Genomic DNA, 25,997 nt, shown 5'->3' with positions numbered 1-25,997 from the left:
TTCGAAATCGGTCGGCCTCCATACTACTACCTCACCGATGCCCAGGGGTCCGTCCTTGGCACCGTCGACAACACCGGCACACGCACCTCCACCTACAGCTACACTCCCACCGGCGCCAGCCGCGGCACACCCACCCAGACCATCCCCCAGCCCTACCGCTACACCGGCGCCTACCTCGACCCGACCGGACTGTACAAAATGGGCGCACGCTACTACGACCCCACCCTCACCCGCTTCACCCAGACCGACCCCAGCGGTAAGGAAGCCAACCTCTACGCCTATGCAGGCGAAAACCCGGTCAATCGCGACGATCCCAACGGACAGAACTTTATCGACGACATTGGCGGCGCGGCAGACTATATCGGAGTTGCCGTCGACACTCTCAACGGTGACGCTCAGGGCGTTTTGGATGACGATACTGGGATAGTCGTTGGAGCAGGAGTTGGGGCCCTCTGTGGCGTCGCGGCAGCAGCTGGCGCCCCGGAGACGGCAGGTGCGAGTATTGCAGCGGGGGCTGCCTACTGCGGTGTACTCGCCGTGGCAGCCGACGCCGGCACCACGGCGGCAGAAAAGCAACTGAACGACTGACTGCGCAACATCCCGGGGCGGAGCTATCCTGCGGATGCTCCGCCCCTTTCCCTCGGGAGTCAATTTGCTAATACGCGTACTTTTCTACATTGCCGCCACCTGCGTACTGGCATCCGCCCTCTTGGCGGTCGAGTACTTCATCACCGGCCACTACGCTGGGGGTGCCATACCAGCCAGCTTCGCAGTACTCGGCGGAGGTGCATGCTATTTTATCTACACGAGAATTATAAACAATGGCGGACGCGGAGAAGTTTGATAGGAGTGCGATGCAAATAGCTGCCTTCAGGCCGCCTCCCAGCTCGTATGACACTTCATTCCTTACCCTATTGGGGATAGGTTTCTTGCTGGTTGTTATATTCTATTTCGCAAGAAGAAAAAAATAACCTTTCCGTGCATTTGATCGACCTTGGCTTGTTCCTTATCCTCCGGCGCTGCTGGTTAGGTTTTTCGGGCGGTCTGTCGGGGTGCGGACGGTAACGGTCTCATCCGCGGCGGTACCGCCCTGCGGGGGTCAGGCCGGGAGGTCTCGCGCCGGGAGGTGCTCGGGTACGTGAAGACCCTGGAGGCCGGCGCCGCCAGCCTGGAGGCGTCGGCGGCCAGCCATGTGACAGAGGCCCCCGAGCTGCTGCGGCGGGCGGAGCAGCAGGCGGCCACCGAGCACGCCACGGTGGAGGCCGCTCTCCTGGCGCAGGACTTCACCGCCCAGCAGGTCCAGGACCAGGACGCGGCCGCCCTCGTGGCCGACACCACGAGCACCGCCAAGCAGCGCGAGCCCGGCGCCGTCCGGCACCGGGTGGCGGTCGACGCCGCGCGCGGCACGGCCTGGGTGCTGCGCGCGGAGCGGGAGCTGCGGGACCGGATGCCGGCCGATCAGCGCGCCCGGGAGGAGGAGATCCGTACGGAGGAGCAGTCCAAGGCCCGCGCGGCGAAGCAGGCCGCCGCCGACAGGCGGGCGGCAATGCGCGCCCAGCAGGAGCGCGGGCAGCAGGGCCAGAACCGCGGCGGCGGGGTGCGCTGAAACTCAGCCGGTGCGCACCGGTGACCTCACGCACCGCACCTGGTGCGGACCGCCGGTGCGCACCAGGCACCCGCACCGCACCGATGGTGCGCACCACGGGTGCGCTGTCTGCCCGTAACGTACCCAGAGCGGCTTGGTCTTGTCGGTGCGCGACATCTCGTTCCTTTCGGAACCCGCCGCCCGTGCTCCCGGTCCTTCCGGGCGGGCGGCTAGAGGTGCCTCGTCATGGCGTCACGATCCTTCCTTTGTCAGGCACCGACTGTCCGCGGCTCGGATCAGCCGATTGCAGTGCTTGCCGAGGGAGTATCCCGGGAGCAACGCCCAGGCGTCCACAGCGTTTGGGCGGGTTCGAGACCGCGCGGACCATCGACGAATACCCCTGGGGGCCTGGGTCTGTGGCCGCCCGAGGCGTACTCGTAGGACCTGTGCCTGGTCACGACCGCAGGGAGACTGCGCCGGAGGCAGCTGTGCCCCATCTGGTCTGCTTCGTCTCCCTCACCGCGTCTCGCGCATACCGGCCGGGAAGTGATCGCCCGGTCCCGGATCCGTATCGGCGGGCAGGACGGCGAAGACGGTGCTGGTGCCGGTCATCTCCGTCAGGGTGAGAAAGGCGGGTGGCAGGGGCGGGACGAAGGTCAGGCCGGGGTCGGCGTGGGCGTCCAGGAGCAGGGCGAGGATGTCGACGCTGATGCGGGTGACGGCGGACAGGTCGACCACCAGCGGCAGTTGTGCGTGGCGAGCGCTGCGGGCGATGGCGCCTAGGCAGTTCTCCATCCGGCGGTCGAGGACTCCCTGGAGTACGAGCACAGTGGTGCCCTCCAGGCTCCAGTGGGTGGCGCCCGCCTCGGGAAACCGTTCCACCACCGCGTCCCGGGGAGGTGTGGCGTTCCGGTTGCTCGGTGCGGCAGGACTGCTCACATGGTGCCTTCCCGTTGGGTGGACCACCGGCCCCCCGTGTCCCTCCTACCCTGCTGCGCCCGTTGCAGCCCTGGCGGCCGGGGTGGTCAGTCCGCTGTGGGGATGCGCAGGGCGAGCAGCACGGTGTCGTCGCCGGCCCGTTGGTCGGCGACCTGGTCGGCGAGGTGTTCCAGCAGGGCGGGCAGCGGCGTGCGCGCGCCGGCTGCCAGCAGGGCGGCGGTGTGGTCGATGGCGGCGTCCAGGTCATGACCGGCGCGTTCGATCAGCCCGTCGGTGTAGAGCAGCAAGGTGGCTCCGGGCGGCAGCACGACCTTGTGGTCGTGGCGGTCGGTCGCGGGCAGGGCGTGGTGCAGTAGCGGCCCGTGGTCGGTCAGGCGGCTGACGCGGCCGTCGGGGTGCAGCAGGAGCGGCGGGGGGTGTCCGGCGTTGGTCCAGGTCATGGTCCACTGGTCGTTCTCGTGGTGGATGTGGGCGTGGACCAGGGTGCCGGAGGCGGGCAGCGGCAGGACGCGGCAGGCGTACTCCAAGGCGGCCAGCGCGGAGGCGGGGCCTTCTCCGTTCTTGATCAGGACGGATTGGCGCAGCATGCTGCGGACCTGTCCCATCAGGGTGGCGGCTTGGATGTCGTGCCCGGTGATGTCGCCGACGGTGATGGCGACGCCGGGGGCCCGGTCGGCGTGGGGGTGGGGCAGGGGGAAGGCGTCGTACCAGTCGCCGCCGACCATGTCGTCGACCGAGGCGGGGCGGTAGAGGGCGGCGATGTCCATGCCGGGCAGGGTGGGCAGGTCGGTGAGCATGGCCTGCTGGAGCTGGTGGGCGACGTGGACGCGGGCGTCGAGGAAGACCGCGCGCTCCACCGCCTGGGCGGTGTAGCCGGCGATCGTGGTCAGCACGGCCGCCTCGTCCAGGCCCACCGTGTGGGCGCTTTCCCAGCCCAGGACCAGCACACCGACCGGGCCGTGCGCGGCGATCAACGGCAGGCAGGCAGCGGAGGCGATCCCGAGGGAGTCGAACGCGGCCAGCGCCGCCGGGCTGTAGTTCTTTTCCAGGTCGGCCCGGTCGGGGACGGTGACCATGCGGCGCTCGCGCAGTGCCCGCGCTGCGGCGAAGCCGGCGCTGCGGTCCATGCGCTCGACCGACTCCGGGGGGTACCCGGTGTCCGGGTCGGGGAGTCGGTACAGCTCGCTGCCCTCCAGGAGCAGCAGGCCGATGTAGGAGGGCTTGAGGGCGCTCCGGATCAGGTTCCGTACCCGGGTGCGGACCTGGTCGACCGTTGCGCCGGCTGTCAGTTCCTCGGCGGCGCGCAGCAGGAGTTCCGCGCTGTTCAGGTCCTGGCGCACCTGGTGGGTCTGGGACTGGGCACGGTACTGGGCGCCGGTGGCGCGCTGGGAGGCGATCCGCAGCCGCAACTCGGCCGAGCACGCGGCAGCCAGGTCCGCGAGGTCGCCGCGCTGCTCGGCAGTCCACGGTCGCGCAGTGGTGTCGACCGCGCTCAGGACACCCAGGATGTCGCCCTGGGCGTCGGTCAGCGGCACGCCGGCGTAGGCCGCCACTGTGTCACCGGGAGGGCGCTCGGCGAAGTCGCTGGTGCGGGTGTCGTCGATGATGACCGGGCCGGCCGAGGTGATGACGTGCTCGCTCAGCTTCCGGGCCGTTGCCGCGTGCCGGGCACCGGTGTCGGGCCCGGTGGCCGCTTCGACTACGGCGGGGAAGACCAGGTCCTGTCCCTCCCGTAGCGCTATGAGTGCGGCCGGGACGGCGAGGAGGCGTCTGGTCAGGCGGGCGAAGCGCTCCATGTCGGCGTCCGGGGCCGCCGACAGGCCCGACGCCCGCAAGAGACTGGGTGCCATCGCATCGGTCATGTCTTCCATGCCCATGTGCTCTCCCACCCTTCCAATCCATGGCCCCCGTGGGGCGTCGCGTCACAACATCACTCCTACCCCGTCGTGTCGCAAGGATTGGCGCTCTTTGTTACGCAGGACGTGATGAGCCGGGTGACCGGCCAGGGCTCGTAGGCCGCAATGGATGTCTCGTCTGGTTCACCACCGCACAGGAGTGGGTCCCGGTCGCGCTCGGAGTCAGGGGGTGAGGTGCAGGCGCAGGGTGAGGCCGGCGGGAGTGGCGCGGGTTTCGACAAGGTCGCAGAGCTGGTGGATCATCCACAGCCCGCGCCCGCCGTTGGCGGAGGCCAGGGTGGGGCGGCTGCGGCCGGCCAGGGGGTCGATCAGGTGTCCCGTGTCGGAGATCTCGGCGATGACGGTGCCGGATGCGGTCGCCCACAGGCGCAGGGTGCCGTGTCCTCCGCCGTGGGCGAGGGAGTTGGCGGCGGCTTCACTGATGGCCAGGACGAGGTCGCCCGCGCGGGTCCTGTCCAAGGTGGCGTCGGTTGCCCAGGAGGTGGCCTGTTCGCGTACGGAGGCGAGTTGATCCGTGGAGTAGTTCACCGTCAGGACGCCGCTGGCCGGAGGCGGGGACAGGGGCTGGTCGCAGTCGGTGCAGACCTCGGCCGGGTCCACGTAGGCGTCACTGGTCTGGTCGCGGCCGTTGTGGATCAGGGTGGGGTGGGTGCGGCGAGCGTCCGCGACCACGCCGGCGGGCACGCCGGAGACGGAGAAGGGGCACAGGATCGTTGCGTGGCGTCGGGCGAAGGCGGTGTTGATCAGCGCTTCGTGCCGGACTGCCTCCAGGGTCTCCGCGGGTGAGCGCCCTGGCCAGGTCTGCTCGCCGACGATGCGGACCGGACGTCCGCGGTGCTGGTCGGCGAAACCCAGGAGGGAGGCCAGGATGCGCCCGGGGTTGCGGCCCAGCACGGTCATGTCCGCGAAGTCGACCGCTTCCGCCTCCTCCCCCAGCCAGTTTCGCAGGGCGGTCAGTTGGGTGCCGGGGACAGCGACGAGGACGGGTTCCTCGGCTTCGACCGCGGCGCGCACGAAGCCGCCGACACCGGTCAGGTACTCCTGCGGGCCCTGATAGAACAACGCGGGGTGGACGAAGGCACCGGTGTCGGGCTTCGTGGTCACCGTGTCGGTCATGCCGTTATCTCCAGAACGCCGCACTCGTAGGGGAACAATTGCGCTGCTCGCAGCAGGGAGGGTGGGGATTGCGCACGCTCAGCCGCCGGCCCTGGTGGTCGAGGGCAGTGGCGGTGGCCGCGAGTCGCGCCAGTGCGTCGAGGTCGGTGAAGTCCGTTCCCGACAGGTCCAGGTGCACGGTGCGGCCCTGAAGGCCGGGCAGGGCATCGAGCACAGCGGACAGCGCCGCCCTGGTGTCGAAGTCGGCATGGCCGTCCAGGCGCACACCGCCCTCCGCCGGTCTCACCGCCAAGGGCAGTTCGTAGGGCGGTGGTTCGCGATCCCCGTCGGGCGATACGTACTGGTGGTGGGCACCGGCGGCCAGTGCTTGGATCATCTGCGGGGGAGCGACAGAGCGGGGGTAGACGCACAAGCCGGTGAGGGGAAGGTCGATGTAGACCTCCCGGTCCAGACGCAGCTCGTACTCAAGGACCCGCTGAGCTCCGGGCAGGCCGCGGCGCACCAGTCCATCTCGCCGACGATCCGCAACCCCGGGTACCCCAGGGTCAGGCCCTGCTGGCACGCGGCCCGCATCCCGCGATCACCGCGTCCGGATCGAAGGGCAGTTGGCGCAGATAGGACTGCGCGGCTTCCATGACCACCAGCTGCCCGCGGGCCACGGCCGCTCCCACGTCCACGCCCCCCGCCTCCAGGGCAGTCGTGACCACCGGTGGGGTGTGTGCGTCGCAGAAGTACAGCACCTGCAGGCCGGCCGCGAGGCCCTCCCGCACGAAGCGGGTCACGAGCTGCGCCCATTCCTGGGCGTCGCCGTACATGCCGCACAGGTGGCCGTTCAGCGGTGGACCGGACGCGCTGAGGACCTCCGGGGCCAACGTTCGCCTCCTCTGGGTGCACGAGCGGGACGGAAGCACTTTACAAGGTGCGCGTACCCAGCTGTCCTGGCCACCTGACCGGGCGACGGCTGGGAATTCCTGCTCTTTCCCGAGCGGACCTTGAGGTCAGATCGGGATGTTCAAGGTGACGGTGACAGTTTTGCCGTCGCGGTGAGTGCGTACCGTGGTGTCGGCGGCCAGGCGGTCCAGCAGGTGCATCCCGAATCCGCCGGTCCCGTTCACCAGATCGGGCTCCCGTGCGACGGGCACCACAGAACTGGTGTCGGTCACCGCAATCACCAGGTGGTGCCCCTGGTGCAGCAGGTCCAGGGCGCAAGGGCCCGGTGCGTGGCGCACCGCGTTGGCCACCAGTTCGCTGACCACCAGAACCGCGTCCTGAGCGGTGACCGGTACCAGGGGCGGGTGCAACTGGGCCAGGAAGCCCTCGGTGTGGTGACGTGCGGCAGTGGTGCTGCCCGAGGTGCCGGCCAGGTCGAAAGTGGCTTGGGAGGGTGGGGGGTGGTGGTCCATTGCTGGTTCCCCGTTGCTCGGTTCGTGTCGTATGGGTGCCGGATGGTGCGCCTTCCCCGACTGCCCACCTCGATTCTCGAACACCAGGGCGACTACGGTGGCTCGATCCCGTACTTACTGGCCGGTCAGCGCACTGGCCCTGCGGTCGGGTCATCCGCGATCCTTGGGGCAGTACACCCATCGATGACGGCCGGTGGGTGATCGGCCCGACCTCACCTGTGGGAGCGCTCCCTTCATGAGTCCAGAACTGTCCTTCACCGTTCAGCGCGACGGCGCGCGGGCTGTGGTCCAGGTCAGCGGCGCCATGGACTACGACACCAGCCCCGCATTGGAACAGGCCCTGACCGACCTGCTCCAGGACGGCGCCCGCCACCTGGTCCTAGACGTGGCGGCGCTCGCCTTCTGCGACTCCTCCGGCATCAACACCCTCGTCCGCACCCTGGCCCGCGCCCGTCAGGAGCACGGCTCCCTCGCCCTGGTCGCCACCACGCCTCGGGTCCAAGGAGTCCTGGAGATGACCGGAGTCGATGCGGTCATCACGACGTACCCCACCATCACCCTGGCTCTGGACAGCCTGCCCGCCTGAGGGCAGCAGGAGGCTGGCGGTGGGGACTTCCCACTCAGTTGGCGGGTACACGGCAGTCATGGAGTTCTCCGAAGCACTGGACCTGCTCAAGCAGGGCAGGCGCCTGGCCCGCCGCGGCTGGGTCCAGCAGGGCAAGTACGTCTACCTCGAACCCGACAGCACCTGCACCACCCCCGACCAGGAACAGCGCACCCTGATCGCGCACCTGCGGTTCGTCACCGCCGACGGCACGGTCCAGACCGGCGTCCAACCTAGCCACGCCAGGCTCTTGGCCAAGGACTGGTACGACCTCGACGACCCGCCCGCACCTCTGCAGTAACCGAGGACTCGTCAGTCCTGGTGCGGGACTGGTCGCCCTGAGGGGCCTGGCCGGGAGTGGAGGGCGGGGTCGACCACGATCCCGAGCCGGCACCGGGAGTCTGCTCGGCAGGCCCGGCGCCCGCAGGTCCCGGCCGTGGGGCCAGGTCCGGGGCGACCGGTACCTGCTCCTTCTCCTTGCGCCGTGACCCGAGCACGAAGGCGACGAAGCCCCACCACGACCACCACCCCGACCACCAGGGCAATAATCCCCGCAGAACCACCCGATCCACTCGCTTCCACCACGAGCCGGACACTTACCCCTCATTGCCGGCAGTATCACTCCAGGCAACCGCGTCGCCCGTGCGATAGACGGCAGTGCGGTCGCGCACGTGGGACAGGCGCTCGTGGGTGGTGGGGCGAAGCCGGTGGCCGATCTTCTCGACCAGGGTGTGGGCCGCGGTGTGGGCCGCTGATCCGGCTGCGTGGGTGGCGGTGCGTGCGGCTGACTGCACCGCCGGGGTCTGAGTGATCATGTGCGAGGCCTTGCGGATCTGTTCGTAGCGTTCGCGTCCGGCTCGCGTGCCGAGTACGTAGCCCAGGGCGAGCCCGGTGAGGAAGGTGGGCTTACGCATGTCGCCTCCGCTGTGACGTGTTCTGCTGGGATCAGTGCCGGTCTGCCGATACAGACCCCGGAGTCGACGCCCGCCCACTGCGCCCGCCGCCGGTTGGGCACCCGCCTACCCGGTGTGAGCCCGGTGAAGCGCCGCCGCCCTCCGGCTGACGCCGGCAGTGCGTTAGGCCTGGTGGAAGAACGGGCGCGGCCCGCACAGCAGTGCTGCGCGGGCCGCGGCGATGCTGTGGGGGTGGGTCAGATCTGCGGCGTGCCGTCGCCGTAGTAGGTACCGACCTGCTGGTGGTAATCGGCGTCGCCGGTGTGCTTGTCCTTGTCGAACTCCGGCGAGTTCTTGATCTCGTCCTTGGTGCGGCCGATGTGGACGGTCTGGTTGTCGGCGTCGACGGAGGTGATGGTGCCGGCGGGGAGCAGGACGTGCTTGCCGAAGATCCACGGTCCGGTGTCGACGACGATGTACCCGGCGTCGACGTCCTCGGAGTGCTTGTCGACCTTGCCGATGTGGCCGTCGGTCGCCTCGACCTTGTAGCCGCTCAGGTCGGTTCCGGTCTGGTAGCCGGAGTTCGTCTGGTAGCCCCACACGTCGTTCGCCATGGAAACACCCTTCGCCGGTAGGTGAAAACACCTGGTATCAACCGGAACAGCAGGATTGCTGACCTGGTGAGCCTCCTGTCCCCCTACGGCCGCCTCATGCCACCCTCTTCGTCGAGAATCGGTCTCTCGCCGCCTCACCACTTCTGGGCCCGGGGGGGGCGGCCGGTGCAGGCAGCCCCGACCCAGCAGCGGCGAAAGCGTGCCGTGCTGGCGCTGCAGGGCGAGCTGGACGTCAGTTACCGGTCCCATGCGAGCGGACGGTGACTGAAGCAGCGCGATGGGCTGGGTCAGGCGGCGGGTGCCAAGGAGCGCTCGCGGCGGGAGGTCAGCAGGCAGCGTGCACGGACCAGGGCCTGGTCCGGTTCGCGTACTCCGGTGGACAGGCACAGCGTGTAGTGCAGGTCTTCGCGCCGACGGGTTGCGTCCGGCTGGTCCTGCAACGCGTCCAGTTCGGCGACGAGGCGCTCGAGCAGCGGAAGGTTGATCAACGGCATGGCCTGCTCCAGGGGCGAGGCGGCGGGAACCGCGTGCCGGGTTCCCGCGACGCTGAGGGTTCGGGGAAGGGCGAAGCGAGGGGGCTGTGCGGCACCTGCCCGATGCCGAGTGCCGCACACCCCCGGGTACCACGCAGCGGCCGGATTACCCGTTGTGGTGCACCGGCTGACGGGTCACTGCCCGGCGTTGATCTGGCGCGGGGCGCCGCCGCCGCTGATGGCGATCTTGCGGGGCTTGGCCTGCTCGGCGACGGGGATCCGCAGCGTCAGGACGCCTGCGTCGTACGCGGCGTCGATCCGCTCGGTGTCCAGCGTCTCGCCCAGGAACAGCTGGCGGCTGAACGCGCCCCTGGGGCGCTCGGAGAGCAGCAGTTCGACGTCCTCGCCGCTGGTGGGGCGGCGCTCGGCGTGGACGGTCAGGACGTTGCGCTCCACCCCGAGGTCGATCGACTCCGGGTCCACCCCGGGCAGGTCGAGCTCGACGACGAAGGTCTCCGCGTCGCGGTAGGCGTCCATCGGCATCGCGGCCGGGCGGGCGGTGGTGCCCAGCACCTGCTGGGTCAGCCGGTCCAGCTCGCGGAAGGGGTCGGTACGCATGAGCATCGTGGATCACTCCTTGTCCGGTAGAGGGATGCGCATGGCAACGGCAGATTTATAGCACCCGACCCGATAGTTGACAAGCTTCCACTCAACCTTCCTTTCCTTGCAGGTCAGGACACGTGCGAGGTGAGTTCTCCCGGATGCGCCCCGTCAGCCATGACGTCGCCTCACCACGGCCCGGACAAGGGGATGCGCCTCCATCGGCTTCGTGCGCTCAGCCGACAGGTCGACGATTTTCCTGCGAGTGGGCTGTGTGTTCCGGAATCTGCTGGGTACGCGATTTCCCGACGAGTTGACCGACGAGCGGGAGGAGCAGCGCATGAGCACCGAGGACAAGGCCGGCAACACCGCCGACAAGGCCAAGGGCAAGGTCAAGGAGACGGCCGGCAAGGCGGTGGGCAACGAGCGCCTGACCGCCGAGGGCAAGGCCGACCAGGCCAAGGGCGACGCCAAGCAGGCCGTCGAGAAGGCCAAGGACGCCTTCAAGGACTGACTGCCCGCCTGATCGCTCTGGCCGTACCCACCCGGTGGCCCCTCGCAAGACCGAGGGGCCACCGGCACGTCTCCAGCAGCGGACTGCCTCTGCGGCTACGCACCCGATCGGCCCCACCCCCGGTGTCGCACCGCCCGGCCCGGGGGACACCTGTGATCCATGAGGTCGCCATCATGACTCCCGCACTGAACCAGTCGTCCGCCGACACCGCGAACCTTGACGCTCTCGCCAGAGAACACACCACCGGGTTGGATCCGCAGGGGCACCGGCTCGCTGTCGCCGGTGAGTTCTCGCGCCTGGTCGACGCGGGTGAACTTGATCTCCCGCTGCCGGGCTCGGGGGACACCCGTGGCCGGTGGCACGCACTGACGGCGATCGCCGAACGCGATCCGGCGCTGGCCAGACTCGCCGAGGGCCACACCGATGCCCTGGCGATCCTTGCCGAACCGGACTTCCTCGGCGTGCGCCCGGAACGTCACCGACCTGACCGTCTACCTGCGCCAGCACCATGGCGAACGCGACCTGGCCGGCCTCGGTGCCACCCTGGTCGCCGAGGGCAGCCGGTGACCGCCGAAAACGGGCGGGCAGCGCAAGCGCCAGGCAACGCCATCCAGGACCCCGGCATGCCGGAGGACCCGTGGGCAGCCTGGTCCACCCCGGCTGCGTTGCCCACTCTGGACCTCACCGATCCGGCCCGCCTGTCGGTGGCCGCCGCGGAGGGCCTGACGTGATCTCGGCGATCGCCGTCATCGTCCCCGCCCGCGACGAGCAGCGCCTGATCGGCGACTGCCTGGACTCGATCGGCCGCGCCGCCCAGCATCCTGTTGTGCTCGCGCTACCGGTCACGGTGGTTGTGGCGGCCGACAGCTGCCGGGACCGGACCGTCCCGGCAGGCCGTCGCCACGGCGCCCAGGTCTTGGAAGTCGAGTGCCGAAGTGCCGGGGCCGCCCGGGCCCTGGGGACGGCCTACGCCCTGGACCTGGTCCGCGCCGACCAACCTGCCCTGGCGGCCGAGCAGGTGTGGCTGGCCCACACCGACGCCGACACCCAGGTCCCTGAGAGCTGGCTTGCGGACCAGCTCGCCCATGCCACGGCCGGTGCGCACGCCGTGGCCGGGCTCGTCCAGGTCCGGGACTGGAGCGAGCACACCGCCACCACCGCTGTCCGCTTCCTGCACCACTACGACCGCCGAGCGCAGGCCGCACTGGGTTCTCCTGACGTCCCACGCCGGTCTGGACGCAGCCACCCCCATGTCCACGGCGCGAACCTGGGTGTGCGTGCCGACGCCTACCAGGCCGTCGGCGGCTTCCCGGCTGTGGCGGTGGGCGAGGACCATGCCCTGGTCACGGCACTGGAACTGGCCCACTATCGGGTCCACGCCTCCGCCGATGCCCCGGTGACAACCTCGGCGCGGCGCGACCCGCGCGCCCCCGGTGGCTTTGGCCACTTCCTGCTCGACCTGGAGACCCGCACCACCCAACCCCAGGACTAGGTCGCCTGGGTCCCCGCAGGTGACAACTCGTGTCGTCCCTCGGGCGATAGGGTGGGCGCCGACGCGCCGCTGCCCGGGCGGTGAAACGACCCGTGTCGGCTGACGAAGAGGAACGTGCGTGTCCGAGCGGCCCACCCCGCGAGCGCCCCGGATTCCGCTGGGATCGCGGTGGACCACCCGGCGATGGCTGACGCTGGGCGTCAGCGCGGCCCTGATCGTCCTGCTGGCCCTGGGACTGCTCGGGGCGTGGGTACTCGCGCGTGCCACCACGGTGACCGACGCGATGGTGAACACCGGGTCGCCGGCGCTGACGAACTCGGTGCGCCTGGAGATGCCGCTGATCAACCAGGAGACCGGCATCCGCGGCTACGGCCTGTCGGGGCAGTCCCAGTTCCTGGAGCCCTACCACTCCGGGCTGGCGGACGAGAAGACCGCTGTCGACAAGCTCCACACCCTGCTCGCCGAAGACCCGGTCGCCCAGGCAGACCTGGAGGCGGTCCTGACCAAGGCCGCCGTCTGGCAGCACGACATCGCCCAGCCAATCGCCGCCTGGACCCCCGGCGCCCCCATCGCCCTGGCCACCACCCGCGCGGACCTCGGCAAGCAGCAGTTCGACGCGATCCGGGCCGCCGCCGCCACCCAGCAGGCCCATCTCATGGATGAGCGAAACACGAAGTACAACGCGCTGCAGAGCGCGCAGAGGCTCCGCAACTGGATCTTCACCGCGATCGCCGCCGTCATCCTGCTCCTGTCCGCCCTGATCTTCACCGGGCTGCGCCGAGGGGTGACGCTCCCGCTGGAGCGACTGTCCGAGGATGTGCGTCAGGTCGGTGCCGGAACGTTCACCCACCCGGTCTCCGCCACCGCAGGACCCGCGGACCTGCGCCTGCTGGCCACCGACGTGGAGGGCATGCGCAGGCGCTTGGTCGACGAACTGGAGTTCACCGACCAAGCCCGCCAGCGCCTGGACGAGCAGGCAGCGGACCTCCAGCGATCCAATGCGGAGCTGGAGCAGTTCGCGTACGTGGCCTCGCACGACCTGCAGGAGCCGCTGCGCAAGGTAGCCAGCTTCTGCCAGCTCCTGCAGCGCCGCTACGTCGACAAGCTGGACGAACGCGCCGACCAGTACATCTCCTTCGCGGTCGATGGTGCCAACCGCATGCAGACCCTGATCAACGACCTCCTCGCGTTCTCCCGCGTCGGGCGCGTTCACCAGGAGTACGCCCCGATCGACCTGGAAGAGGTGTTCGCCGTCACGGTCGACAGCGTCGGCATCGCAGCCCAGGAGGCCGACGCGGTCATCACCCACGACCCGCTGCCCATCATCACCGCCGACCGCACCCAGATGGGCATGCTGCTGCAGAACCTGCTCACCAACGCGATCAAGTTCCGCGCCCCGGACCGCCCGCCCCGCATCCACCTGGAAGCACAACGGGACGGGGAGGTGTGGCTCTTCGCGATAACCGACAACGGCATCGGCATCAGCCCCGAGTACGCCGACCGGGTCTTCGTGATCTTCCAGCGCCTGCACACCCGCGACGCCTACGCCGGCAACGGCATCGGCCTGGCCATGGTCAAGAAGATCATCGAGTTCCACGGCGGAACCATCTCCATCGACCCCCAGCACACCCCGGGCACCCGCATCGCCTTCACCCTGCCCGTCACTGCCACCGCCCCCACCCTGGACCCCGTTGCCCCCATGCGACTGTCACCGGCGTCGTCCACAGGTGAACCCGTCGATCCACAAACAGTGCCCTAGCCACATCGCCCCGAACACAGCACAGTGCGGGGGTGCGGCGACCCCTGGGTCGCCGCACCCCGCACGAGTGTCTCGGTCCTGGTCAGCCGGTGACGGCGGCGGGGAAGCGGTCCCAGACGCGGTGCTGACCCAGCAGCGCGGTGATCTCCTCCAGGATGGTCTGCGGCTCCTCGCCGATGACCACGCCGGGCGCGCCGTAGAGGTAGCCCGCGGCCTCCAGCGTGTGCTGGGGTTCGGTCCAGCCGCCCAGGGCCTTGGCGTGGCGGTAGGCCTCGCCGACCATCAGCACGATCCGCGGGTCCACCTCGGCGACCACGGTGGGCGTATTGCCGGCCTTGGCGTCCCGGGCGCCGTAGGCGTCCGCGCCGGGGGCCGGGGTGGAGGTCAGGATCAGGGCGTCGAACTCGACCGAGCGGGCGTTGGCGTAGGTGCGCTGGACGGCGACGGCATCGGGGCCCTCGCCGAGGGAGCGGCCGGTGGGGGCGATGACCAGGGGAACCATCTCCGCGTCCAGGACGGCCTGGCGCAGGGTGCTGAGCTTGGCGAGGTCGGTGGTGCCGTCGGCGACGATGCCGATGACTCGGCCCGCGGTCGGCCAGACCTTGTCCGGCTGCACCTGCGACAGTGCGGGGCTGGGATCGACCTGGGCCGCCCCTTGCTCGGCGGCCGGAGCGGGCAGCCCGAGCCCGGCGGCGACCTGCTCGCACAGCTCCGGGTCGATGTTCGCCAGCACCCCCAGGGCGCGCTCCTTGATCATGTCCTGGAAGCACTTGCTCAGCTCGAAGGTGTAGGCGGCGATGACGTGCTCGCGTTCCAGCGGGGTCAGGCTGAGCCAGAACAGCCGGGCCTGGCTGAAGTGGTCCTCGAAGGAGGCGGGCGCCTGGCGCACCTTGGTCGCGTCCTGGGCGATCGGGACCGGGAACTCCACGTACCCGCCCACGTCCTCGCCCGCGATGAACGGGCAGCCCCCACCCAGGGTGTTGGGCTTGTAGGGGGCGACACCGGTGTGGACAGCGGTCTGGTGCATGCCGTCCCGCAGGTCGTCGTTGACCGGAGCGTGCGGCCGGTTGATGGGCAGCTGGGCGAAGTTGGGGCCGCCCAGCCGGCTGATCTGGGTGTCCAGGTAGGAAAACAGCCGACCGCTGAGCAGCGGGTCGTCGGTGACGTCGATGCCAGGGACCAGGTGGCCGGGGTGGAAGGCGACCTGCTCGGTCTCGGCGAAGTAGTTGCTCGGGTTGGCGTTCAGCGTCATCAGCCCGATCGGCTGCACCGGGGCCAGTTCCTCGGGCACCAGCTTCGTGGGATCCAGCAGGTCGATTCCCTCGAAACTCTGCGCCTCGGTGTCAGGGAAGACCTGGATGCCCAGCTCCCACTGCGGGAACGCCCCGGCCTCGATGGCGTCCGCCAGGTCCCGCCGGTGGAAGTCCGGGTCGGTGCCGGCGATGAGCTGCGCCTCCTCCCAGAGCAGGGAGTGGACGCCGGCCTTGGGCTTCCAGTGGAACTTCACCAGGCTGGACTCGCCCTGGGCGTTGACCAGGCGGAAGGTGTGGATGCCGAAGCCCTCCATCATCCGGTACGAGCGGGGCAGGCCGCGGTCGGACATGTTCCACAGGGTGTGGTGGGTGGCCTCGGTGTGCAGGGACACGAAGTCCCAGAAGCTGTCGTGGGCGCTGGCGGCCTGCGGGATCTCCCGGTCCGGGTGCGGCTTGCCGGCGTGGATGATGTCGGGGAACTTGATCGCGTCCTGGATGAAGAACACCGGGATGTTGTTGCCGACCAGGTCGAACGTGCCCTGTTCGGTGGAGAACTTGGTCGCGAAGCCGCGGGTGTCGCGCACGGTGTCGGCCGAGCCGCGTGAGCCGAGCACGGTGGAGAAGCGGACGAACACCGGCGTCTCCACGCCCTCGGCCAGGAAACCGGCCTTGGTCACCGAGTCGGCGTTGCCGTAGCCGATGAACACCCCGTGAGCGGCCGCGCCCCGGGCGTGGACGGCGCGCTCGGGGATCCGCTCGTGGTCGAAGTGGGTGATCTTCTCGCGCAGGTGGTGGTCCTGCAGCAGCACCGGTCCCCGCGGGCCGGCCTTGAGGGAGTGGTCAGTGTCCGGGAGCCGCAGGCCCTGGGCTGTGGTCAGGTAGTCCCCACCCTGGGCCCGTTCGGCGGGCTCGACCTGGACCGGCTGCCCGGTCGCGGACACTGGGGCGGGGCCCTGCTGGTCCGGCTTGGGCGGCAGCGGACGCGTCGGCTCGGTCGGCTCTGCGAGCGGCACCGCGCCCAGCACCGGTGCGCCCGGAAGGCCGGGAGCGCTCTTCGCCTGCTTGCCGGAGGCGGGGGCGGTCTTGCTGTTCTTGGACTTGGGCACTGTTCCTCCGGGCATCGGACGGGACACGTAGTGGCCTGGCGTCTAACCGACCCAAACTATCTGAAACCATCCACACCCGCGCTTGGGGCGGTTCGGGCCTGTCTGCGGGATCAGTAGGTCATATCCGGTCACTCAGGTATGAGTCGGGAGGATGGCCATGACGGCATAAGACGCGTATGCGGATGCGCGGGAGCAACGAGGTGCGGATGCTGGTCAGCAGCGTTCACCAGGACCCCCGGCGCCCCATCTCCTGCCGCTTCTTTCCCCCGGAGCCCGCTGCTGCGCAGCTAGCCCCCGGTCACAGGCGGCTGGGGGCCTGGACGCCGCGCGGCACTCCAGCCCGCTCGTGCTGCTCAAGGGCGGTGCGGGCGAGGTTGCCGAGCATGCGGCGGTTGCGCAGGTGCAGCAGGAGTTCGCTGGGCGGACCCTGCAGGCGGGCTCCCGGCCCTAGCAGCGGGTGCTCGTCGAGAATCACCAGGGTGTGCTCGGCCCACGGGATGAGCTCGATGGCGATGCGCGCGGTGCCGAACGGGTCGGCCTTGGCCTCCAGTTCCAGGCGGCGTCCGGGTTCGCAGATCCGCACGACGCACGAGTCCTCGAAGTTCACCGGGCCCAGACCGACCCGGAACCGCAGGCGGGCGCCGACCGCCGGCCAGGCGGGGTCGACGTGCAGGATGTCCTGGGTGCCCACCACCCACTGGGCGTAGCTGGTGCCGTCGGCCAGGATCTTCCAGACCTGCTCGGGCGGGCACTTGATCAACTGCTGGCGCTTCGCCACGGGAACTCCTCGTCACATATGCGGGTGCGGGTGGTCAGGTCGGCGGTTGCCGGTCGTGCCTCAGGTTCCTGGGGTGGGTCCGGACAGGAGGCGTTGGGCGGCGGCCAGGCCGGGGGACAGGAGGCGGCCGACGGTGCGGGAGTGGGCGCGGAGGGCGGCGCGGGCGGCGTTGGCGCCGGGGGCGCCGTGGACTCCGCCGCCGGGGTGGGCGGAGGCCGATGCCAAATACAGGCGGGGGATCGGGGTCTCGGGGCGTCCGGTGCCGGGGACGGGGCGGAAGACGAGCTGCTGGTGGACGGCGGTGGTGCCGCCGTTCAGCGCTCCACCCACGAGGTTCTCGTTCAGGGACTGGAGCAGCGGAGGGGTCAGGATGCGCCGGCTGCCGATGGTGTCGCGGAAGCCGGGGGCGAAGCGTTCGACCTGCTCCTCGACGCGATCGCCCATGATCTCGGCCTCACGTTTGTCCCAGCGCCCGGTGATGCCCGCCTCGCCGAGGTCGCCGGTGATGTGCTGGGGTACGTGGGTGTAGGCCCAGGCAGACTCGGTGCCGGCGGGGGAGCGGCTGGGGTCGGTGGTGGTCATCTGGCCCAGCAGGGTGAACGGCCGTGCGGGTAGGCGGCCGGTGGTGACCTGCAGGGCGTAGTCGCTCAGCTCGTCCATGTCCGCGCCCAGATGCACCGTCCCGGCCGTGGACGCGGCGGGCGCGGTCCACGGGATGGTCCGGTTCAGGGCCCAGTCGACCTTGAAGGTGGAGAAGTCCCACTGGAAGCGGTGCATGTCGGCGCGCACCTGCGACGGCAGGTCGTCCCAGGCCACGAGGCCGCCGTAGAGACTGGTGGCAGGCACGTCGGCCAGGATCGCCCGGGTGGCGCGGTAGCTCTGGCCGTCGGCGGTACGCACGCCCAGCGCCTTGCCACCGCGGACGATGACCTCCTGGACCCGGGTGTCGCACTGCACGCTCCCGCCCAGCGACTCCAGTCGGCTCACCAATGCGGCGGTGAGCTGGCTGGCCCCGCCGACCGGGACGGGCCAGCCGACCTGCTGTCCGAGCATGGCCATCAGCCACCCGAACGCGGAACTGCCCGCCGACTCCGGCAGCAGGTCCGCGTGCAGCGCGCACCCGGCCAGCAACAGCCCGGCACCGGGCTGGGTGAACTCCTCCTGGGCCAGCCGGCGCACCGGAAGGGTCAGGAAGCGCGCGGCGCGTAGGCCCCCGGCCGCGCGCAGTTTCGCCGCCAGTGCCGCACCGGCCCTGACCGGCGGGAAGGGGGTGAACAGGGACTGGAGCAGATGCGGATCCAGATGGTCCCAGAGCCCCGACAGTCGTCCCCACGCCTGGGCGTCCATGGCCCCGAAGGTGCTCTCCAGGTCCGCCATGGTGGCCTCTGCGCTGCGGTGCAGGGTGGCGCAGCGTCCGTCCAGCAGCGGGTGGGCCATCACCGTCGGCGCGTGGCTCCACCGCAGCCCGAAGCGCTCCAGCTCCAGGTCGCGGATCACCGGCGAGGCGACCGCCAGGGGGTAGAACGCGGAGAACAGGTCGCTGACGAACGCCGGGTCCACGCCGCGGTCGCTGCGCACCGCGCCGCCGGGTTCGGGCTGGGCTTCCAGGACCTGGACCTGCCAGCCCGCGTCGGCCAGGACGTTGGCGGCCACCAGGCCGTTGGGGCCCGAGCCGACGACGATCGCATCCGCCATGAAAACCTCGCCTCGTGGTGCCCCGCCGTAGGCGGGAGGGGCTGTGTACGGCCGCCTACCCCCGAGACGCACATTAATGGAGCAACGCCTCAAAAGGAGCACCCGGCGCGTACGTATGGGCTACTGCTGAACTCCTCGTCCGGATGCGGCCCCTCGTACAGGATGCGGGCACACCGCAGACCGTGCTCGACGTATCCCCGCTGCTCAACGCCGTTGTTTGACGGGTTCTGGCGAGGGCAGTCGTGGTTTCAAGGAGGATGACAACTATGGGTGCTTTGCTTCTTGTTCTACTGCTGGCCCTGATTCTGGGCGGTGCGGGATTCGCGGTTCACATTCTGTGGTGGATCGCCATCGTGGTCCTGGTCATCTGGGCGCTGGGCTTCGTGTTCCGCGGTGCCGGGTCCGGCGGCAGCAGGGGTCGCTGGTACCGCTGGTGACCATCTGACAGCCACGTCTGTGCGCCGCCCACCGTGAAGGTGGGCGGCGCATCGCCATGTTCGGGGAGTTCTGCCCGGACGGGGGTAGGCGAAGACGCGTGGTCGGCGCGCGCCGGCGTACGCATGGACCCATGCCGTGCCCTCCTGCCGCCGCGTGCCGATCCCACGTGCGCGCGATCGGCGGAGTCGGAGCGGCGTGCCGTCTGCTGGTCCGGCGCAGGCGTTCGGCTCGGTGCGCGGCCCTCTGCTATGGCTGCGGGTTCAGGCGGGCGGCGAAGACCACGATGTCGTCTTCCTGGGGGGTACCGAAGGTCTTCAGTAGCGTGTCGCAGAGTGCTTCGGGTGCGCTGGGGCCGGCGGCGGTGGCCCGGCTCAGGGCCTCGAGGCGTTCTTGGAGATCGCTGGTGCGGGTTTCGATGAGGCCGTCGGTGACCAACAGCAGTCGGCTGCCGCCGGTGATGCGGTGCGCGGTGGCGGGCCGTTGCGGCAGGCCCACGCCCAGAAGGGGGCCGTGGTCGTGCAGGTAGGTGGCCTCGCCGTCCCGGGTGACGAGCAGGGGTGGCAGGTGTCCGGCGTTGGCGATGTGGATCCGGTCGTTGCCGGGTTCGACCAGCACGATGCACACGGTCGCGGTCCAGCCCGGTTGGTGAAGGACCAGGAGGCGGTCCAGGCTTTCCAGCAGGACGTGCGGGGGGTGGCCTTGAGCGGCGTAGGCGCGCAGCGCGTGGCGCAGTTCGCCCATGACGACGGCGGCCTGCAGGGAGTGGCCGACCACGTCGCCCACCGCCAGCAGCAGACCACCGGGGGTGTGGAGGGCTTCGTAGAAGTCGCCGCCGATCTCGGTCTGGGAAGTGGAGGCCAGGTACCGGACGGCCAGCTCCACACCCGGGGTGGTGGGCAAGCTTGCGGGCAGGAAGGTGCGCTGCAGGGTGAGGGCGAGCTGGTGCTCCTCGCTGTAAAGGGCCACGACACCGCGGTTGGTCTCCTCCAGTTCGGCGGTGAGCTCGGTGTACATGGCGATGACGCCTTCGTTGGTCTCCTGCAGCTCCTGGTTGAGGGCTTCGAGTTCGACGCGTTGGGTGCGGGACTCCTCCAGGGCCGCGAGCAGGTCCTGGGTCTGGGCTTGCAGGTCCTCGATTCGGCTGGCACCGGGTGACTGGGCGCGCAGGGCGGTTCGGATCGCCTCTGCGCCGCCGGTCGGCCAGGTGGGCAGCGGGCAGGTGATCTCGAGGCGACCGCCGGTCTGTGCCGGGTCGGTGGCAGGCCGGTAGCGCGTCGTGGGGAGCAGGCGGGTGACGGCGTCGAGGGAGCCCGGTCCCGGGATCCGCGCGTCGCTCCAGAGCAAGTCCACGCGCAGGGTGGGGGCTGTGTCGTGGACCAGGGTGAAGGTGGCGGTCATCGGAGCCGGTCGCAGCAGGTCGCGGCCCAGTTCGCTGAGCGCTGTGGCCAGGCGCACCTGGTCGCGCGAATCCATCCCGACGGCTGCGGCCACGGTCTTGGCCTGGCGACGCAAGGCGAAGACGTCCTGCTCCGAGCGGACGTCCGTCCACAGAACCGGCTCACTCCCGCTCTCGTTGCGGGACGGAGTCTCGGCGGAGTCCGCAGTCACCGCAGTCTCCGGACGTCGAAGATGCCGGATGCGCCGCCGAGGCGGATGTCTCGGCCCGGAGCGGTGATGCCGTCGCGAGCTGCGTTCTGACGGCTGTGGAAACAGGCCTGGCCGTTGCTCGTCGTCTGCGAGCCGACGTTGGGGGTCATCTGGTCCATTTGGTGATGGTGACGGTGGTTCCCTGGCCGGGGACGGAGTCCAGGATGAAGTCGTCGACCAGGCGGCGGGACCCGGACAGGCCCAGGCCCATGCCGGTTCCCGAGGTCCAGCCGTCGGTCAGCGCCAGGTCGATGTCCGGGATGCCGGGGCCCTGGTCGGCGAAGACCGCCCGTACTCCGCGTCGGCCGTTCAGGTCGACGACGGTGGCGGTCATGGTCCCGCCGCCGCCGTAGACCAGGGTGTTGTGAGCCAGCTCACTGGCGGCGGTGATCAGTTTCGTCTGGTCGACCAGCGAGAGCCGGCACTCCTGCGCCAAGGCGCGCACCCGCTGCCGTGCCTGGACCACGCCGTCGTTCGCGTCGATGACCACCACCCCGGTCGCGACCATGCCGGTCACGAGCCGGCGGGCGGCGTCGAGGTGATCTCACGGTTGAGGATCTGCAGACCCTTCTCCAAGGTCAGAGCGGTGCGCACGCCGCCCAGGGACAGACCCAGTTCGACCAGGGTGATGGCGACGGCCGGCCGCATGCCCACCACCACGGTCTTCGCGTCCAGCAGCCGGGAGATCGAGGCGATGGTGGCCAGCATCCGGCCCACGAAGGAGTCCACGATCTCCACCGCGGTGATGTCGATGACCACACCGTGCGCACCGGTGTCCACCACCCGCGCCGCCAAGTCGTCCTGCAGGTTCAGCACGGTCTGGTCGTCGAGGTCGCTCTGGATCGAGACCAGCAGGACCTGCCCGATCTGCAGGACCGGCACCCGCTCGCTCATCGGACCCGCCCCGCGGCAGGGGCGTTCACCAAGGTGGTGCCCGAGCGTCCCAGGGCGTGGCGCAGGGCGTCAGCCAGGGTGGCCTTGGTCGCGATGTCGCCGAAGTCGATGCCCAGCGCCACGATGGTCTGCGCGATCTGCGGACGGATGCCGGAGATGGTGCACTCGGCACCCATCAGTCGGGCCGCGACCACGGTCTTCAGCAGGTGCTGGGCGACCTGGGTGTCCACCGCGGGCACCCCGGTGATGTCGATGATGGCCTGCTCGGAGCCGGTGTCGATCAGCGCCTGCAGCATCTTCTCCATCACCACCATCGTCCGCGCCGAATCCAGCGTTCCGACCAGCGGGACGCCGATCACCCCGTCCCACAGCTTGACCACCGGGGTGGACAGCTCCAGCAGCTGCTCGGCCTGCGCGCTGATCAGCTCCTCGCGGGTGCGGGTGTAGGCCTCGACGGTGAACAGGCCCCATGCGTCCAGCAGTCGCGCCAGCTCCAGGTAGGCCCTCATGTCCTCGGCGTCGCCACCGGCCAGGGCCGGTTCGAGGACCTTCTTGAGCGCGAACACACTCACCGCGGTCTCACTGGGCGTGAAGCCCTGGCGCGCTCGGCTGCGCGACAGTTCCGTCAGCAGCGCACGGACCTCGGCGAACGCCTCCCCGTGCGCGTCCAGGCTGCCCCGTCCCAGGGCCGCGACCAGCGAGGTGTAGAGCTCGCGCAGCTCACGCTCGACCTCCAGTCGGCTGACCCGGCCGCCCAGCGAGGACGACACCTCGGCCACCCAGCCGGACGCCAGGTCCTCCCCCTTGGCCGACAGCAACTTCACCAGTCGGTCGGTAGTGGTCACACCGGCCACAGCACGCACATCCTTCACACTCAGAGCCAGACGTCCCCGAAACCCTAAGCCATAGCCACCGACCGGCGGGCACGACCCCAGCAAGAGGACCCTCAACGGCAGGGGCCGGGGTAAGTCAGTCCTGCACCAGGAGCTGGTCGCGCAACCTGCCCAGGGCACGGGACAGCAGACGGGAGACCTGCATCTGGGAGACACCCAGGACGGCGCCGATCTCGGACTGGGTCATCTCCGCGCCGAAGCGCATGGAGATGATGGCCTTGTCCCGCTCACCCAGCTGCGCCATGAGGGGCTTGAGGGATTCCAGGTTCTCGACCATCTCCACCCCGGGGTCGACCTCGCCCAGGCGTGCGGTGAAGGACGTCCCTTCGTCGCCTTCCTCGCCCGGGGCGCCGGCGTCGATGGAGCTGACGGAGTAGCCGTTGGCCGCCACCAGGCCCTCGCGGACCTCGTCCTCGCTGATCTCCAAGTGCGCGGCGAGCTCGGCGTGGGTCGGCGGGCGGCCGATGCTGAAGGTGAGCTCGTCGACGGCCTTGGCCAGGGCCAGGCGCAGTTCCTGCAGCCGCCGGGGGACGTGGACGGCCCAGCTGGTGTCGCGGAAGAACCGCTTGATCTCGCCGACGATGGTGGGCATGGCGAAGGTGGGGAACTCCACCTGCTGGTCGAGGTCGAACCGGTCGATGGCCTTGATCAGACCGATCGTGCCGACCTGGATGATGTCCTCCATCGGCTCGCTGCGGGTCTTGAACCGACGGGCCGCGAACTTCACCAGGGTCAGGTTCAGCTCGATCAGGGTGTTGCGCACGTACTGGTACTCGTGCGTCCCCTCCTCCAGCTCCGTCAGCCGGGCGAACAGCACCTTCGACATGGCCCGTGCGTCAGGGCCGGTGGAGTTGCGCGGGTCCGACAGGTCCAGCTCGGGGAACAGCTCCGCCACGCGGCGCGGGTGTGCAGGCTCGGTGACCGCAGGGGTGTTCGGCGCGGTGCGGGTCGCTTGCGAGGTGGGCTGGAGGCTGGACAGCATCGGGGGTCCCCTTCCGGATGAGACACGGCAACAAGCGAGTACATGGACGCGCACGCGCGTCCATGCGACGGCGCATACCCCATGCCGAGAGGTTCAGCACCTCCAAGCCTAGGAAAATATTACGCCCCTCGCCATGACCCTGACCTGCCCTTTCACCTGGACTCCTGGCATGACTCCGCGCCGAGAACGGAGCGCCTGGTGCCCTCCTGCGGACCGATGCCCACGGGAATCCACGGTCGCGCTACGGACGTGGAAGTGGACGGTGCGTGCGCCGACTGACACCTCGGCCGCGTTTCTACCCATTCGCCTTCGGCGACTTTCCTTCCGGGGTGGGATTCGCCATGTTCAAGGCACTACGCGGTATTGGCGCGCGAGCTCACCGACAACTCCGCCTGTGGTGGGCCCCTATTGCCGAAGACGCAACGTGTGGGGCCACCCGCCGGGGTGGCCCCACACGTTGCGATCCTGATCGTCGTGCCGTTCGGTGGACGTCAGCCGCCGACATGCCACTGGAAGCTGCCGCCGTGGCTGCTGGCCAGCGCCAGCAGGACCACGAACAGGACGATGTCCACCACGCCGAGCACGATCGCGGAGATCGCCATGCCCGAGCGGCCCGCTCCGCTGCGCTTGGCGTTCCGCAGGCCGACGCCCCCGAAGATCAGCGCCAGCGGACCGAGAATGATGTTGAAGAGGAAGATCCCGACGATCCCGCAGACCAGGCCCGCAATCGCTATGCCATTGCCGCTGCGAGTCGCAGCCGCGTCACCGTATCCCGTCGCCATTACTACTCCTTGAAGATGAGTTCGCTTGCCCGTGAATGGCATGTGCCCCAACAACTCGCCTACATTCCAGGCTCTCTGACGATGACAAAGAAATCTTCGCCGACGACGCGGACACTGCTGCAGCCAGGGGGACGCGTTGAGATGTTTTGCGTGTTTCTGCCATGGGATGCGATCGAGGGGGTAGCGGGTGCCTGTCCGCGCCGTGCGCGTCGTCCTTCGGGTCGGCCGTCGCCGTGGTGGGTTGGGCCTCGCGCTGATGAGAGGCTTGCCCCAGGTAGCGGGTTAGCACACGTAGGCTCCAGAGGTTCGCCTCTTCCGATTCAGCTGGTACCAGGGGGACGCGATGAGTCACTGCACGGCCCGCCCCGCGCGGGCACTTCTGCCCACCCACGACGGCCGCACCGCGGCCCGGGCCGGGCGCGGGGGAGCGGGGTGAACGGGCTACTGCTGGACTGCGAGGACGTGGCCTGGTACCGCGACGAGCTCACCGGCGCCAGGGGTGCCGCTGCGGCCCTGGCCAGGCGCATCGGACTGAGCGAGCACCGGGCGGGCGAGGTCGCCCTGGCCGTCTCTGAGGTCGCCACCAATCTGGCCAAGCACGCGGTCGACGGTTCATTGCTGCTGCGGGTTCTGCGTACGGACCGGTACGCCGCGGTGGAGTTCCTGGCGCTGGACGCCGGCCCGGGGATAACGGACCTTCCGGCGGTGATGCGGGACGGCATCTCCAGCGTGGGGACGCTGGGGATCGGGCTGGGGGCGATCACCCGGCTCGCGGACACCTTCGACATCTACACCCTGCCCGGGCAGGGAACGGTGGTCACAGGCCGCTTCTGGCCGCGCGACGACCAGGAGTTCCGGGCCGACGCGGCCGGTGGGCGACTGCTGGCCGGTGAGCTGGCGGTGGCGGGCGTGACCCGCCCCATCAGTGGAGAACGGGTATGCGGGGACGCCTGGGCGGCGCGGCGCGACGACGGCACCCGGCAGGTGCCGCCGGAAGCTTCGGGTCCAGGGGCGGGATCTGCTGTCGGGCAGTCGCACTGGTCGCTGCTGACCGCGACCCGGACCGCTGCCCACGCGCCGTCCCCCAGTGTTGGGGACCCCGGTCTCCTGGTGATGCTCTGCGACGGTCTGGGTCACGGGCCCATGGCCGCCTTGGCGGGACAGGCCGCGGTGCAGGCCTTCCAGGCCGGGCGCGGCCAACTGCCCGAGGAGGTGATCGGGGAGGTCCACCGTGCGCTGAAGGGCTCACGCGGCGCCGCGGTCGCGGTGGCGCGGATCGAACCCGACCAGGACCGTGTGCTGTTCTGCGGCGTCGGGAACATCGCCGCCGCGCTGATCGACACCGCCACCAAGACGAGCCTGCCCTCGGTCCCGGGCATCGTCGGACACCAGATGCGGGGCCTGCGCACCTTCACCTACCCGCTCCCGGCCAGCGGCGCCCTGGTCATGCACTCCGACGGCCTGAGCGAACGCTGGACCACCGACGCCCTGCCCGGCTTCCTCTCGCACAACCCGGGCGCGATCGCGGGCCAGCTCCTGCGCCACGCCGGAGCCCACCGCGACGACGCGGGCATCGTCATAGCCAAAAGCCCCTGGTGAGACGACGCCCAACCAGGGACCC

Annotated in this window: 31 protein-coding genes; 11 read left to right on the top strand and 20 right to left on the bottom strand. The window is 69.8% G+C overall.

The window, feature by feature from the left end; all coding sequences use genetic code 11:
- The first annotated feature begins 6 nt into the window (after positions 1 to 6).
- The 3 genes from ACXKR8_RS02395 to ACXKR8_RS02385 all read left to right on the top strand — a co-directional run bounded on the left by ACXKR8_RS02395 (position 7) and on the right by ACXKR8_RS02385 (position 1,606).
- Entirely contained in the window at positions 7 to 588 is a 582-nt protein-coding gene (locus ACXKR8_RS02395; RefSeq protein WP_458275281.1) for an RHS repeat-associated core domain-containing protein, read from the top strand.
- A gap of 233 nt (positions 589 to 821) precedes the next feature.
- Entirely contained in the window at positions 822 to 971 is a 150-nt protein-coding gene (locus tag ACXKR8_RS02390; protein ID WP_458271231.1) for an LPXTG cell wall anchor domain-containing protein, read from the top strand.
- A gap of 167 nt (positions 972 to 1,138) precedes the next feature.
- On the top strand, positions 1,139 to 1,606 hold the full coding sequence (locus ACXKR8_RS02385; protein ID WP_458271230.1) for a hypothetical protein: 468 nt from the start codon (positions 1,139 to 1,141) through the stop codon (positions 1,604 to 1,606).
- A 495-nt stretch (positions 1,607 to 2,101) separates the two neighbouring features.
- Here the strand turns inward: ACXKR8_RS02385 and ACXKR8_RS02380 are convergent, their stop codons facing one another.
- The 6 genes from ACXKR8_RS02380 to ACXKR8_RS02355 all read right to left on the bottom strand — a co-directional run bounded on the left by ACXKR8_RS02380 (position 2,102) and on the right by ACXKR8_RS02355 (position 6,959).
- Positions 2,102 to 2,524 carry a hypothetical protein gene (locus tag ACXKR8_RS02380; protein WP_458271229.1) on the bottom strand — a complete coding sequence of 141 codons (423 nt, stop codon included), beginning with the start codon at positions 2,522 to 2,524 and terminating at the stop codon, positions 2,102 to 2,104.
- Between the two features lie 86 nt (positions 2,525 to 2,610).
- Entirely contained in the window at positions 2,611 to 4,374 is a 1,764-nt protein-coding gene (locus ACXKR8_RS02375; RefSeq protein ID WP_458271228.1) for a GAF domain-containing SpoIIE family protein phosphatase, read from the bottom strand.
- 228 nt (positions 4,375 to 4,602) lie between these two features.
- Positions 4,603 to 5,556, bottom strand: a complete 954-nt coding sequence (locus ACXKR8_RS02370; RefSeq protein WP_458271227.1) for an anti-sigma factor RsbA family regulatory protein — start codon at positions 5,554 to 5,556, stop codon at positions 4,603 to 4,605.
- 4 nt (positions 5,557 to 5,560) lie between these two features.
- Positions 5,561 to 6,058 carry an STAS domain-containing protein gene (locus ACXKR8_RS02365; RefSeq protein WP_462100250.1) on the bottom strand — a complete coding sequence of 166 codons (498 nt, stop codon included), beginning with the start codon at positions 6,056 to 6,058 and terminating at the stop codon, positions 5,561 to 5,563.
- Between the two features lie 43 nt (positions 6,059 to 6,101).
- Positions 6,102 to 6,428 (bottom strand): MEDS domain-containing protein, encoded by a 327-nt coding sequence (locus ACXKR8_RS02360; RefSeq protein ID WP_462100249.1) that lies wholly within the window; start codon positions 6,426 to 6,428, stop codon positions 6,102 to 6,104.
- 126 nt (positions 6,429 to 6,554) lie between these two features.
- Positions 6,555 to 6,959 carry an ATP-binding protein gene (locus tag ACXKR8_RS02355; RefSeq protein WP_458271225.1) on the bottom strand — a complete coding sequence of 135 codons (405 nt, stop codon included), beginning with the start codon at positions 6,957 to 6,959 and terminating at the stop codon, positions 6,555 to 6,557.
- A gap of 235 nt (positions 6,960 to 7,194) precedes the next feature.
- Here ACXKR8_RS02355 and ACXKR8_RS02350 point away from each other — a divergent pair, with 235 nt between their 5' ends.
- Positions 7,195 to 7,545, top strand: coding sequence for an STAS domain-containing protein (locus tag ACXKR8_RS02350; RefSeq protein WP_458271224.1), 351 nt, complete (start codon positions 7,195 to 7,197; stop codon positions 7,543 to 7,545).
- A gap of 58 nt (positions 7,546 to 7,603) precedes the next feature.
- Positions 7,604 to 7,864, top strand: coding sequence for a Thoeris anti-defense Tad2 family protein (locus ACXKR8_RS02345; protein ID WP_458271223.1), 261 nt, complete (start codon positions 7,604 to 7,606; stop codon positions 7,862 to 7,864).
- Between the two features lie 295 nt (positions 7,865 to 8,159).
- Here the strand turns inward: ACXKR8_RS02345 and ACXKR8_RS02340 are convergent, their stop codons facing one another.
- From ACXKR8_RS02340 to ACXKR8_RS02325, 4 genes are all read right to left on the bottom strand, one after another.
- Positions 8,160 to 8,477 (bottom strand): YtxH domain-containing protein, encoded by a 318-nt coding sequence (locus ACXKR8_RS02340; protein WP_458271222.1) that lies wholly within the window; start codon positions 8,475 to 8,477, stop codon positions 8,160 to 8,162.
- A gap of 236 nt (positions 8,478 to 8,713) precedes the next feature.
- A complete protein-coding gene (locus ACXKR8_RS02335; protein ID WP_458271221.1) occupies positions 8,714 to 9,070 on the bottom strand; it encodes a PRC-barrel domain-containing protein in 357 nt (118 codons plus the stop codon).
- 287 nt (positions 9,071 to 9,357) lie between these two features.
- Positions 9,358 to 9,564 (bottom strand): DUF5133 domain-containing protein, encoded by a 207-nt coding sequence (locus tag ACXKR8_RS02330; protein ID WP_458271220.1) that lies wholly within the window; start codon positions 9,562 to 9,564, stop codon positions 9,358 to 9,360.
- 174 nt (positions 9,565 to 9,738) lie between these two features.
- The gene (locus tag ACXKR8_RS02325; RefSeq protein ID WP_458271219.1) at positions 9,739 to 10,167 is read right to left on the bottom strand and encodes an Hsp20/alpha crystallin family protein; all 429 of its coding nucleotides are present in this window, start codon (positions 10,165 to 10,167) and stop codon (positions 9,739 to 9,741) included.
- Positions 10,168 to 10,483: 316 nt separating this feature from the next.
- Here ACXKR8_RS02325 and ACXKR8_RS02320 point away from each other — a divergent pair, with 316 nt between their 5' ends.
- The 4 genes from ACXKR8_RS02320 to ACXKR8_RS02305 all read left to right on the top strand — a co-directional run bounded on the left by ACXKR8_RS02320 (position 10,484) and on the right by ACXKR8_RS02305 (position 13,908).
- Positions 10,484 to 10,657, top strand: coding sequence for a CsbD family protein (locus ACXKR8_RS02320; protein ID WP_458271218.1), 174 nt, complete (start codon positions 10,484 to 10,486; stop codon positions 10,655 to 10,657).
- 438 nt (positions 10,658 to 11,095) lie between these two features.
- Positions 11,096 to 11,224: a hypothetical protein gene (locus tag ACXKR8_RS02315; RefSeq protein WP_458271217.1), complete on the top strand. Its 129-nt coding sequence runs from the start codon at positions 11,096 to 11,098 to the stop codon at positions 11,222 to 11,224.
- A gap of 160 nt (positions 11,225 to 11,384) precedes the next feature.
- Positions 11,385 to 12,149, top strand: a complete 765-nt coding sequence (locus ACXKR8_RS02310) for a glycosyltransferase family 2 protein (RefSeq protein ID WP_458271216.1) — start codon at positions 11,385 to 11,387, stop codon at positions 12,147 to 12,149.
- Between the two features lie 118 nt (positions 12,150 to 12,267).
- Positions 12,268 to 13,908, top strand: a complete 1,641-nt coding sequence (locus tag ACXKR8_RS02305; RefSeq protein ID WP_458271215.1) for an ATP-binding protein — start codon at positions 12,268 to 12,270, stop codon at positions 13,906 to 13,908.
- Between the two features lie 82 nt (positions 13,909 to 13,990).
- Here the strand turns inward: ACXKR8_RS02305 and ACXKR8_RS02300 are convergent, their stop codons facing one another.
- The 3 genes from ACXKR8_RS02300 to ACXKR8_RS02290 all read right to left on the bottom strand — a co-directional run bounded on the left by ACXKR8_RS02300 (position 13,991) and on the right by ACXKR8_RS02290 (position 18,740).
- The gene (locus ACXKR8_RS02300; RefSeq protein ID WP_458271214.1) at positions 13,991 to 16,267 is read right to left on the bottom strand and encodes a catalase; all 2,277 of its coding nucleotides are present in this window, start codon (positions 16,265 to 16,267) and stop codon (positions 13,991 to 13,993) included.
- Between the two features lie 298 nt (positions 16,268 to 16,565).
- Complete coding sequence (locus ACXKR8_RS02295; RefSeq protein ID WP_458271213.1) at positions 16,566 to 17,045, bottom strand: SRPBCC family protein; 480 nt, start codon at positions 17,043 to 17,045, stop codon at positions 16,566 to 16,568.
- 60 nt (positions 17,046 to 17,105) lie between these two features.
- Positions 17,106 to 18,740 (bottom strand): phytoene desaturase family protein, encoded by a 1,635-nt coding sequence (locus ACXKR8_RS02290; protein ID WP_458271212.1) that lies wholly within the window; start codon positions 18,738 to 18,740, stop codon positions 17,106 to 17,108.
- Between the two features lie 266 nt (positions 18,741 to 19,006).
- On the opposite strand from ACXKR8_RS02290, the gene ACXKR8_RS02285 reads away from it, so the two are divergent.
- Entirely contained in the window at positions 19,007 to 19,177 is a 171-nt protein-coding gene (locus ACXKR8_RS02285) for a hydrophobic protein (RefSeq protein WP_458271211.1), read from the top strand.
- 247 nt (positions 19,178 to 19,424) lie between these two features.
- Here the strand turns inward: ACXKR8_RS02285 and ACXKR8_RS02280 are convergent, their stop codons facing one another.
- The 7 genes from ACXKR8_RS02280 to ACXKR8_RS02250 all read right to left on the bottom strand — a co-directional run bounded on the left by ACXKR8_RS02280 (position 19,425) and on the right by ACXKR8_RS02250 (position 24,376).
- Complete coding sequence (locus ACXKR8_RS02280; protein WP_458271210.1) at positions 19,425 to 20,786, bottom strand: PP2C family protein-serine/threonine phosphatase; 1,362 nt, start codon at positions 20,784 to 20,786, stop codon at positions 19,425 to 19,427.
- Positions 20,783 to 20,944 carry a hypothetical protein gene (locus ACXKR8_RS02275; RefSeq protein WP_458271209.1) on the bottom strand — a complete coding sequence of 54 codons (162 nt, stop codon included), beginning with the start codon at positions 20,942 to 20,944 and terminating at the stop codon, positions 20,783 to 20,785. The genes ACXKR8_RS02280 and ACXKR8_RS02275 overlap by 4 nt, the downstream gene beginning before the upstream one ends.
- On the bottom strand, positions 20,932 to 21,333 hold the full coding sequence (locus tag ACXKR8_RS02270; protein WP_458271208.1) for an anti-sigma regulatory factor: 402 nt from the start codon (positions 21,331 to 21,333) through the stop codon (positions 20,932 to 20,934). The genes ACXKR8_RS02275 and ACXKR8_RS02270 overlap by 13 nt, the downstream gene beginning before the upstream one ends.
- 5 nt (positions 21,334 to 21,338) lie before the next feature.
- On the bottom strand, positions 21,339 to 21,719 hold the full coding sequence (locus ACXKR8_RS02265; RefSeq protein WP_458271207.1) for an STAS domain-containing protein: 381 nt from the start codon (positions 21,717 to 21,719) through the stop codon (positions 21,339 to 21,341).
- Positions 21,716 to 22,573 carry an STAS domain-containing protein gene (locus ACXKR8_RS02260; RefSeq protein WP_458271206.1) on the bottom strand — a complete coding sequence of 286 codons (858 nt, stop codon included), beginning with the start codon at positions 22,571 to 22,573 and terminating at the stop codon, positions 21,716 to 21,718. The genes ACXKR8_RS02265 and ACXKR8_RS02260 overlap by 4 nt, the downstream gene beginning before the upstream one ends.
- A 115-nt stretch (positions 22,574 to 22,688) precedes the next feature.
- Entirely contained in the window at positions 22,689 to 23,594 is a 906-nt protein-coding gene (locus ACXKR8_RS02255; protein WP_458271205.1) for an RNA polymerase sigma factor SigF, read from the bottom strand.
- A 491-nt stretch (positions 23,595 to 24,085) separates the two neighbouring features.
- The gene (locus tag ACXKR8_RS02250) at positions 24,086 to 24,376 is read right to left on the bottom strand and encodes a DUF4190 domain-containing protein (protein ID WP_458271204.1); all 291 of its coding nucleotides are present in this window, start codon (positions 24,374 to 24,376) and stop codon (positions 24,086 to 24,088) included.
- A gap of 432 nt (positions 24,377 to 24,808) precedes the next feature.
- Between ACXKR8_RS02250 and ACXKR8_RS02245 the strand changes: the two genes are divergently transcribed.
- On the top strand, positions 24,809 to 25,975 hold the full coding sequence (locus ACXKR8_RS02245; RefSeq protein WP_458271203.1) for an ATP-binding protein: 1,167 nt from the start codon (positions 24,809 to 24,811) through the stop codon (positions 25,973 to 25,975).
- Positions 25,976 to 25,997: the final 22 nt, after the last annotated feature.

It is taken from the genome of Streptacidiphilus sp. PAMC 29251 (assembly GCF_054208735.2).
Note: the sequence above shows the minus strand (reverse complement) of the source record. Positions and strands in the feature narration are given on the sequence as shown.